We start from the raw sequence: 9,126 nt of genomic DNA on the forward strand, positions 1-9,126 counted from the left end.
CCGGCGCCGCGCGCACCCGGGCCGCACCGCGCGCGCCTGACCCGACGCGGTCGACCGCGCACCACCCGCCGCCCTCCGACCCGCACCCGCGGGCCGGAGGGCGGTGCCACGTGCGACGCCATCCGACACCGCAGCCGCATGTGGACAAGTCAGACGACCGACTGACGAGCGACATAGCCTCCGGTCGACAACACCCGCCCGGCCTGGACACAGTGACGTGTCGAAGTGCACCCTCTGTTCGACCGGATCCTCACCCCATCCCGAACCACCCGCACCACGGAGGCATTGATGCCCATTCACTCCATCACCCGATCCACCTCCCGCACCGCCTATCGCGCGTCCCGATCCCCCGTCAGGTGGCGGAGCGCGCCCTTCCTCCTCACCCTCGTCGCCATCATCGCGGTGGGCCTCACGACCACCGGCGTCACGCCCGCGCACGCCGCGACCCACCAGACGGCACCGGCAGCAGCAGCGATCTCCCCCGCGCTCGCGGCATCCGTCCGAGCCGGCACCACGGAAGCCGACATCCGCTCCGGTCGCATCACCGTCGACCAGCTCGCGGATGCGGCGGAGGTCACCTCCGGAGCGGCCCGCGGGCTCTCGTCCGAGGCCCGTGCCGCGGAGCACGCCCAGCTCGTGCGCGAGACCGCGTCGGAGGTGGCGGAGCTCCGGCTCGCGCGTCCCGGACAGGCCTCGACGTCGATCCCGGTCGACGCCGACGCCTTCGGGCACCTCGTGGCGGGCACGACGTCCTCCATCGCGTCGGATCCCCTCGTGGCGTCGGACAGCTGGAAGTCGTTCTGGCACCACATCACCCACCCGTCCATCACCCTCAGCATCTCGCCCGCCGCGATGAGGCTCCTGGTAGCCGGGGCTGGCTCGTTCGACATCGGCGCGCTCTGCGCCCTGACCGGGGCGGTCGCGTGCGCCTTCATCGGGGCAGCGGGCTCGATGCTCATCACCTACCTCATGAACACCCCGTGCGTGTACAGCGGGATGTACTTCGTCCTGCCGTACTGGTGGAACAGCCGGTGCAAGTGACCCGCTGACCGGCGCACTGACCCGACCCGCCGCCCTGCGTCCCGCATCCCGCGGGCCGGAGGGCGGCGTGGGTCACCAGCGGAGCAGCAGCACGTCGGATCCGCCCTCGCGCCCCACGGGCACGAAGCCGAGCGACTCGTACAGCGCGCGGGCGCGGTCGTTGCCGTCCTCCACGCTGAGGCTCACGCCCGGGGCGCCGGACGCGCGGATTGCCTCGACGAGCGCCACGAGGATCGCCCGGCCGACGCCCCTGCCGCGCGCCGACGGGACCAGCGCCATGCCGAGCTCGGGGATGTCGGTCGCGACGAAGCCGTAGCCGCGGTCGTCGTCGGCGTAGAGCCGCGCCCACGCGGCGCCGACGGGTCGCCCGTCGGCCTCGGCGACCACGCCCACGTCGCCGGCGCGCGGCCAGCCGGACACGTAGTGCGCGAGCTCCGGGGTGGCGAGCATGCGCTCGCGGGTCATGGACCCGTCGTCGCGCCAGTCCATCGACGCCAGGAGCATGTCCTCCAGGAACGGCAGGTCGTCGGCGCGCGCCGGGCGGAGCGCCACGCCCCCGGATCCCGCGCCCGTCATCGCGCGGCCCCGTCCGCCGGGCCGTCCGCGGCCCCGTCCGCCGGGCCCGCTTCGCCGGACGCCGCCCCCGCCGCGACCACGCGCGACTCCAGCCAGCTGCGCAGGTCCGCGACCACCTCGTCGCGGTTCGTCTCGTTGTAGATCTCGTGCCGCGCGCCCGGGTAGACGATCAGCAGCACGTCGCTCAGGCGCGATCGCCTGCTGTAGTCGCGGGCGAGGAGCTGCATGCCGCGGCGGCCGCCGAGCGAGTCCTCCTCGCCGCCCTGGATCAGCACGGGCAGGTCGGTCGCGAGCTCCCGCGGCGGACGGCCCATGATCTGCACGGAGTCGCGCATCCGGTACGGCTTGAGCGCGTTGACGTCGAAGTTGCGGTCGTCGGCCCCGAACGCCCGCTGCGCCTCCGGATCCCGCGAGAGCCACTCGAAGCCGGACGCCGCCGGATGCCGCCAGCGCTTGTTGAGGTCGCCCGTGTTGATGACGCCGGAGCTGCTCGCTGACCAGCTGGATGCCGTCGAGCGCCGCCAGATGACGCCTCGGCCCCAGCACGCCGATGCCGAGATGGCCGAGACCCGTCGCGCCGTGCCCGCGGTGGTCGTCGGCCGCGACCGTGTACCCCGCGGCTACCCCGCGGCGTTGAGCTCGTGCGCGAGCCGGATGTAGCGCAGCGCGTGCTCGCCGACCCCGTGCGCGATGTGGACGACGGCCCGTGGGTTCTCCGCCTCCCACACGTAGTAGTGGAGGGTCACGCCCTCCGCGTCCACGATGGTGCGGTGGTCGGCTCCGCCGGTGGAGCGCTCGTCGTCGGGCATTGATCCAGACTAGGCGCGCCTGCGCGGGCCGCCCAGGCCGCGGATCAGGACTCGCGCGTGATCTCCACCCGCACGAACAGCTTCGACCGGAACGGCCCCGCGTAGATGCCGCGCAGCGGCGCGACGTCGCGGTAGTCGCGGCCGCGGCCGACGAGCACGTGCCGGTCGCCGATGTCGATGAGGTTCGTGGGATCCCAGCCGCGCCACTCGCCGCAGAACCACTCCACCCACGCGTGCGACTCGCCCGTGACGGTCTCGCCGACGGCCGCGTTCGGCTTCGGGTGCAGGTAGCCGCTGACGTAGCGCGCGGGGATCCCGACGTGCCGGAGAGCCCCGATGACGATGTGCGTGATGTCCTGGCAGACCCCGCGCCCCTGCTCCCACGCCTCGCGCGCGGTCGACTGCACGCTCGTGACGCCGGCCATGTACTCGACCCTCTCGCCGATCGCCCGCGCGATCTCCGCCGCCGCCTCGCACGGGGTGCCCGCGCCGCCCGCGATCTCCTCCGCGAGCGCCCGCACCTCCTCGTGCGGCTCGGTGCGGACGGTCTGCGCGACCTGCTCCACGTGCTCGGTGGCGCGCTGCACGTCCACCGCGAGGTCGTCCCAGCCGAGCTGGTGCGGCTCGTGCGTGCGCGGGCGGACCTCGACGAGGCTCGTCGCCGTGAGCTCGAGCGAGCGGTGCGGGCTCAGGATCTCGAACGACGAGACGCGCGTGCCGAAGTAGTCGACGTACGTGTGGTGCCCCGGCTTCGGCTGGATGTCGAGGTTCGAGTACAGGACGAACTGGTTCTCGCTCGACACGGGCAGCATGCGCGCCTCGTTGTAGGACGCGGTCACCTCGCCCTCGTAGTGGAATCCGGTCCGGTGGGTGATGCGCAGGCGGTTCACGAGTTCTCTCCGACCCAGCTGGGTGCCGCGTTGGTGGGGAAGTAGCGCTGGCGGACGGCCTCGCTGGTGGCGCTGGTGGCCTCCTGCACGGCGTCCATGAAGCGCGGGAGGTCGTCGAGGATCTCCTGGATCGGCCGGTACTCCAGCTCGCTCCGGATCTGCCCGAGCAGCCGCTGCGCCTGGTCGGACACCCCGAGGCGGTCGGTGCGCGGCTCGATGTCGTGCAGGCACTGCTCCGCGCGGCGGATCGAGTGCGTGATCGACCGCGGGAACAGCCGGTCGAGCAGCAGGAACTCCGCCGCGTTGCGCGCGCTCGGCACGCCGCGGTAGGTGCGGAGGTAGGCCTCGTAGGCGCCGCAGGAGCGGAGGATCGTGGTCCACGACGGGCCGCTCGCCTCGGTGAGGGCGCGCGTCGCGAGCAGGCGGGCCGTCATGTCGGCGCGCTCGATGGATCGGCCGAGCGTGAAGAACTGCCACGCCTCGTCGCGGCTCGTGCCCGACTCGACGAGCCCCACCGCGAGGGCCGAGCGCTCGCGCACCCAGCCGAAGAACTCGTGCACGCGGTCGTTCGCGATCTTCCTCGGCATGCGGGCGCGCGTCGTGTTGAGGCACTCCCAGAGCTCGCTCGAGACGATCTCGCGGGCGCGGCGGGCGTTCTCCCGCGCGGCGCCGAGCGAGTACGCGATGGACGCGGGCTGCGTGCGGTCCACCGCGAGGAGGGCGAGCACGTCGTCCCGGCCGAGGACGTCCTCGCTCGGCACGTCGCTGCCCATCACGCTGAGGAGGGAGCGGCAGGCGGTGTCCTCGTCGATCCACGGATCCTCCAGCAGCAGCTGCAGGTGCACGTCGAGGATGCGGGCGGTGCCGTCCGACCGCTCGATGTAGCGGCCGATCCAGAACAGCGACTCGGCGATGCGCGACAGCATGGGCATCAGCGGTCCCCCTCGGTGGTGTCGGCGTCGTCGGCGGTCGATGCTGCGGCGGGTGCGGCCGCCTGCTGCTGCTGCTCGTGCTGGTCGCGGTTCCGCGGCCGGTCGTGCGGCGACTGGTCGGGCGCCTTCTCCCCCGAGACGATCGGGATCGACGTGGTCACCGCGGCCTGGTCGGCCACGAGCGTCTGCACGCTGCGCTCGCGCGTGGCCGCGGGGAAGCCGGAGCCGCCGACGACCCAGGTGTCCTTGGATCCGCCGCCCTGGCTGCTGTTGACGACGAGCTGGCCCTCGGGGAGAGCGACGCGCGTGAGGCCGCCGGGCAGCACCCAGATGTCGCGACCGTCGTTGACAGCGAACGGGCGGAGGTCGGCGTGGCGGGGGCGCATGCCGTCCTCCACGAGCGTCGGGATGGTGCTGAGCTGCACGACGGGCTGCGCGATCCAGCCGCGCGGGTCCTTGAGGAGCCGCGCGCGCAGCTCGGCCAGCTCGCCCGCGCTGGCGGCGGGGCCGACCACGAGGCCCTTGCCGCCGGATCCGTCGACGGGCTTCACGACGAGCTCGGGCAGCCGGTCGAGCACCTCCTCGAGCGAGTCGGGCTCCTCGAGGCGCCAGGTGTCGACGTTCGGGATGATCGCGTCCTCGGCCAGGTAGTAGCGGATGAGGTCGGGCAGGTACGTGTAGACGAGCTTGTCGTCGGCGACGCCGTTGCCCACCGCGTTCGCGATGGTGACGTTGCCGAGGCGCGCGGCGAGCATGAGCCCGGGGGATCCGAGCATGGAGTCGGCGCGGAACTGCAGCGGATCCAGGAACTCGTCGTCGACGCGGCGGTAGATGACGTCGACGCGCATGGGGCCGCCCGTGGTGCGCATCCAGACGCGGCCGCCGGAGCAGAACAGGTCGCGGCCCTCGACGAGCTCGACGCCCATGAGGCGCGCGAGCAGCGTGTGCTCGAAGTAGGCGCTGTTGTAGACGCCGGGCGTGAGGACGACAACGTTGGGGTCCTCGACGCCGTCGGGCGCGCTCGCGCGGAGAGCCTGCAGGAGCTTGTTCGGGTAGTCGCCGACGGGGCGCACGCGCATCGAGACGAAGAGCTCGGGGAGCGTCTGCGCCATGACGCGGCGGTTCGAGATCACGTAGCTGACGCCGGACGGGACGCGCACGTTGTCCTCGAGGACGCGCATCTCGCCGGCCTCGTCGCGCACGAGGTCGATGCCCGAGACCTGGATGCGGACGCCGTTGGCCGGGTCGATGCCGGCGGCCTGGCGGTGGAAGTGGCTGGACGAGCTGATGAGGCGGGCGGGGATCACGCCGTCGCGGATCGCGCGCTGCGGCCCGTACACGTCGGCGAGGAACGCCTCGAGCGCCCGGACCCGCTGCGCGACGCCCTTCTCGAGGCGGCTCCACTCGGCCTGCTCGATGACGCGCGGCACGGCGTCGAGCGGGAACGGCCGCTCCTCGCCCGCGAAGTCGAACGTGACGCCCTGCGCGAGGTAGCTGGTGGCGAGCGCGTCGGTGCGGTCCTTCAGCTCCTCCTTGGTCATGCGGGAGAGGGCCGCGTGGATCTCGCGGTAGGCCGCCCGGGCGACGGCCGGCTCGCCCGCGACGGGCGGATCCCGGAACATCTCGTCGAACGGCATGGCGCCACCGGAGGCGCGGCGTGCGGCTGCGAGCGTGCCGTATCCCTCGAACAGATCACCCATGGTCGGGAGCGTAACGGGGGCGTGTGTCGGGGGTGTTACCGAGGCGCGGGGGCGCACATGGCCCCGCGGATCAGGCGTCGGTGCGCTTGAGGATGTGCGCGGGGATGGCGATGGACGCCGAGACGAGGAGGATGCCGGCGAAGAAGCTCAGCAGCTCGAAGCCCTCGATGTAGAACGCGAACGCGAACAGCGCCATGCCGCCCAGGAAGAGGGCGAACGCGATGATGAAAGCGACGATGTTCACGAGGGCACCTGATCCATTTTTGCGAGACGGGGGTCGACCGCCGCGCGGGGCGTGACGCGGTCACCGACGAGTCTACGAGATCGCGGCGCGGGCGTCGCGCGGCGGGGCGCCCCGGTCAGGTCACCGGGTCGGGCACCCGGCTCAGCGCGCGGCCTGCTCCGGGCGGATCCCGCCGGCCAGCGCCTGGTACGCGCGCTGCGGCCCGGGCGAGCGGGTGAGCGAGGCGGCGATGGCGTCGAGCCCGGCGCGCTGCATCCCCGACGGGTTCAGCAGCGCCTTGGCCGCCTGCCGCAGCTCGGTGACGGTCGCGACGTTCGGGGCCAGCGCGATCCCGAGCCCGGCGTCCTCGAGCGCCGCAGCGCCCGCGAACTGGTCGGTCGAGAGCGGCAGCACGAGCATCGGGACGCCCGCGGTCGCGGCCTCGGTGACGGAGTTGTTGCCGCCGTGCGTGACCGCGAGGTCGGCGTGGCCGAGCAGCGTCACCTGCGGGAGGAACGGACGGACGAGCCAGTCGGAGGGGATGTCGCCGAGCTCGGCCGGGTCGGTGGATCCGGTCGCGAGCGCCACGCGCACGTCGAGGTCGCGGAGGGCCGCCGCGATGCGGGCGAGCACGTCGCCGCGCACGGAGAGGAAGCTGCCGAGCGACACGTAGACGATGGGGTCGCCGCCGGCGTCGATCCAGCCCTGCACCTCGGCCTCGGGCGCCTCGCGCCGCACGGCCGAGCCGATGAAGGCGTGCGGCGGCAGCAGCTCCGAGCGGTCGAGGTCGTGCAGCTCCTCGGGGTAGTTGAGGAGGAGCACGTCGCCGGCCTCCGCGAACGCGTCGCGGCTCGGGCGCATCGAGGGCGCGAGGATCGCGAGGGCGTCGTTCCACTGCGCGGTGAAGCGGTCGCGCACGCGGACGCAGAGCGCGTGCAGCTCCTCGAGGTCCTCCTCCTCCGGCTCGAAGGCGGCGGGCCAGGCGGGCGGGAAGCCGTAGACCTCGTCGCCGACCGGCAGCGCGCTCGGGTGGCCGAGCACGACGTCCGCGTGGCGGGTGCCCGAGGCGAGGAGCGCGAGGCGGGCGCTGAAGGCGAGGTGGTCGACGATGACCTGGTCGGGGCGCACCTCGTCGAGGATCCGCTGCACGGCGCGCGCGGTCTCGACCGGCTCCCACAGCAGGTCGTCGCTGCGGGCCTCCGCCTGGAAGCGCAGGGTCTCGACCATGCCGCGGCGGGTGGCGGCGAAGAAGCCGCGGAGAGTGTCGTCCTCGCCGGTCGGCTGCTCCTCGGCCTTGATGGTGCCGGGGTTGGATCCGCGGCCGAGGCAGAGGTCGATGCGCTCGAAGCCGGAGGCCTCGACGATGCCGGCGGTCGCGGATCCGGTCGCCACGACCACGCGCTCGCCGGCCTGCTGCCAGGCCGACGCCAGGGTGATGAGCGGGAAGAGGTGGGACGCGTAGTCCGGGCTGATGACGAGCAGGGTCATGAGGCGCTGAGCTCCCAGAGGGTTCGGTCGTCGGCTGCGGCGACGTCGCGGTAGACGCGGGACAGGGTGCCCGCCATGGCCTGGATGGTGAAGGTGCGGGCGACCATGTCGCGGGCGCGGTCGGCGGCGGCGACCGCGCCGGGGCCCGCTGCGATGTCGAGCGCGCGGGCGATCCCGGTGCCGAGCGCCGCGGCATCCGTCGTGTCGACGAGGAGGCCGGTCACACCGTCCTCGACGTAGGTCGCGGGTCCGCCGGACGCGGGCGCCACGACGGGCAGGCCCATCGACATCGCCTCCAGGAGCGCGACGCCGAACTCCTCCTTGATGCTCGCGCACGCGTACGCGCCGCCCGGCGCGGTGAGCCCGGGGCGCCCGTAGCGGACGGCGGCGAGCCAGCGCGTGACGGTGTCGTTGCCGCGGTGTCCGGCGAGGAGGAGGCCGTGGCGGGCGGCGTCGGCGGGGCCGTCGGCTCCGGGGACCGCATCGAGGATCCGCGCCAGCTGCTCGCGCTCCTCCTGGGTCGGCTCGTCGAGGTCGCCGCCCACGATGAGCAGGTTGGCGCGGGACCGGAGCGGGGGATCCGCCGCCCAGACGTGCGCGAGCTGCGCCATGCCCTTGACGCGGGCGAGGCGGCCGACCGAGATGACGAGCGGGAGGCCGCGGCGCTCCTCGGGGAGGTCGCGCAGCAGGTCGTCGAGCTCGACGAAGGCACGGGCGGGCGCGCCGTCCGCGTCGGCGCCGAGCATGGCGTCGTCGCGCGAGCGCTCGATGGCGGCCACGTCGATGCCCTCGGCGACGACGCTGTGGCGCTCGGGGTGCGCGTCGACGTCGATGCCGACGAGCCGGCGCATGTCGCGCTTCAGCTCCGGGCGAGGGAAGAGGACGGTGTGCGCGGCGTCGGCGGCCAGGCGCTGCACGAGCCGCACGCGGAACCAGTAGTGCTCGCGCTCGTCGACGCCACCGAAGCGGTCGCGCGTGAGGGCGCCGGAGCGGTCGAGCGCGTCGACCACGCCGTACGGATCGGGCGCGACCGTGAAGACGACGGGGATGCCGAGCTCGCGCGCGACCGTGGAGGCGGCGAGCGTGCCGACGTCGGCCATGCGCAGGTGAACGGCGTCGACGCGGCCCGCGGCGCGCAGCACGCGGCGGATCCCCCGCTCGGCCTCGACCCGGTGCGGCCACGCCTCGGGCAGCGAGCGCGGGCCGCCGAGCATCGGGATGTGGGCGAAGACGTGGCCGTCGTCGCCGGCGGCGACGCGGGCGAGGGATCCGAGGGCCTGGTCGGGCGTGCCGCGGGAGAGGGTGATGACGCGGTCGACGGGGCGGTCGGCGGCAGCGAGCGGGTCGCCCGAGGCGGCGATGCGCGCGGCGTCCGGGTGCGCGCCGGCGGCGGCCGCGGGATCCACGAGCGCGTCGCCCAGCCGCACGAGCAGCGTCGCGATGCCGCCGTTGTCGCCCGCACCCACG

Annotated in this window: 10 protein-coding genes; 1 reads left to right on the forward strand and 9 read right to left on the reverse strand. The window is 73.8% G+C overall.

What is annotated here, in order from left to right; translation table 11 throughout:
* Nucleotides 1–288 precede the first annotated feature (288 nt).
* A complete protein-coding gene (locus HDR73_RS11345) occupies nt 289–1,041 on the forward strand; it encodes a hypothetical protein (RefSeq protein WP_041464282.1) in 753 nt (250 codons plus the stop codon).
* 72 nt (nt 1,042–1,113) lie between these two features.
* On the opposite strand, the gene HDR73_RS11350 is transcribed toward HDR73_RS11345, so the two are convergent.
* From HDR73_RS11350 to HDR73_RS11390, 9 genes are all read right to left on the reverse strand, one after another.
* Entirely contained in the window at nt 1,114–1,593 is a 480-nt protein-coding gene (locus HDR73_RS11350; RefSeq protein WP_223842760.1) for a GNAT family N-acetyltransferase, read from the reverse strand.
* A gap of 20 nt (nt 1,594–1,613) precedes the next feature.
* A complete protein-coding gene (locus HDR73_RS11355) occupies nt 1,614–2,177 on the reverse strand; it encodes a serine aminopeptidase domain-containing protein (protein ID WP_353734314.1) in 564 nt (187 codons plus the stop codon).
* A 60-nt stretch (nt 2,178–2,237) separates the two neighbouring features.
* On the reverse strand, nt 2,238–2,426 hold the full coding sequence (locus HDR73_RS11360) for an alpha/beta fold hydrolase (RefSeq protein ID WP_269843552.1): 189 nt from the start codon (nt 2,424–2,426) through the stop codon (nt 2,238–2,240).
* A gap of 44 nt (nt 2,427–2,470) precedes the next feature.
* Nucleotides 2,471–3,316 carry a transglutaminase family protein gene (locus HDR73_RS11365; RefSeq protein ID WP_012297731.1) on the reverse strand — a complete coding sequence of 282 codons (846 nt, stop codon included), beginning with the start codon at nt 3,314–3,316 and terminating at the stop codon, nt 2,471–2,473.
* On the reverse strand, nt 3,313–4,242 hold the full coding sequence (locus HDR73_RS11370; protein WP_041464281.1) for an alpha-E domain-containing protein: 930 nt from the start codon (nt 4,240–4,242) through the stop codon (nt 3,313–3,315). Before HDR73_RS11370 ends, HDR73_RS11365 begins: the two co-directional genes overlap by 4 nt.
* Nucleotides 4,243–4,247: 5 nt before the next feature.
* Nucleotides 4,248–5,948 carry a circularly permuted type 2 ATP-grasp protein gene (locus HDR73_RS11375; protein WP_012297730.1) on the reverse strand — a complete coding sequence of 567 codons (1,701 nt, stop codon included), beginning with the start codon at nt 5,946–5,948 and terminating at the stop codon, nt 4,248–4,250.
* Nucleotides 5,949–6,018: 70 nt separating this feature from the next.
* On the reverse strand, nt 6,019–6,192 hold the full coding sequence (locus HDR73_RS11380; RefSeq protein ID WP_012297729.1) for a hypothetical protein: 174 nt from the start codon (nt 6,190–6,192) through the stop codon (nt 6,019–6,021).
* A 141-nt stretch (nt 6,193–6,333) separates the two neighbouring features.
* Nucleotides 6,334–7,659 (reverse strand): nucleotide disphospho-sugar-binding domain-containing protein, encoded by a 1,326-nt coding sequence (locus tag HDR73_RS11385; RefSeq protein ID WP_012297728.1) that lies wholly within the window; start codon nt 7,657–7,659, stop codon nt 6,334–6,336.
* Nucleotides 7,656–9,126 (reverse strand): glycosyltransferase (locus HDR73_RS11390; RefSeq protein WP_287136446.1); only part of this gene is annotated, 1,471 nt, incomplete at its 5' end. The genes HDR73_RS11385 and HDR73_RS11390, both read right to left, overlap by 4 nt.

Source organism: Clavibacter sp., from assembly GCF_014802555.1.
In the GTDB taxonomy this organism is placed as follows: Bacteria; Actinomycetota; Actinomycetes; order Actinomycetales; family Microbacteriaceae; genus Clavibacter; species Clavibacter sepedonicus.

Bases quoted from the DNA above. Each gene is read 5' to 3' on its own strand.
- HDR73_RS11345 (WP_041464282.1), top strand. From the start codon at position 289: ATGCCCATTCACTCCATCACCCGATCCACCTCCCGCACCGCCTATCGC.
- HDR73_RS11360 (WP_269843552.1), bottom strand. From the start codon at position 2,426: ATGCCCGACGACGAGCGCTCCACCGGCGGAGCCGACCACCGCACCATC.
- HDR73_RS11370 (WP_041464281.1), bottom strand. From the start codon at position 4,242: ATGCTGTCGCGCATCGCCGAGTCGCTGTTCTGGATCGGCCGCTACATC.
- HDR73_RS11375 (WP_012297730.1), bottom strand. From the start codon at position 5,948: ATGGGTGATCTGTTCGAGGGATACGGCACGCTCGCAGCCGCACGCCGC.
- HDR73_RS11385 (WP_012297728.1), bottom strand. From the start codon at position 7,659: ATGACCCTGCTCGTCATCAGCCCGGACTACGCGTCCCACCTCTTCCCG.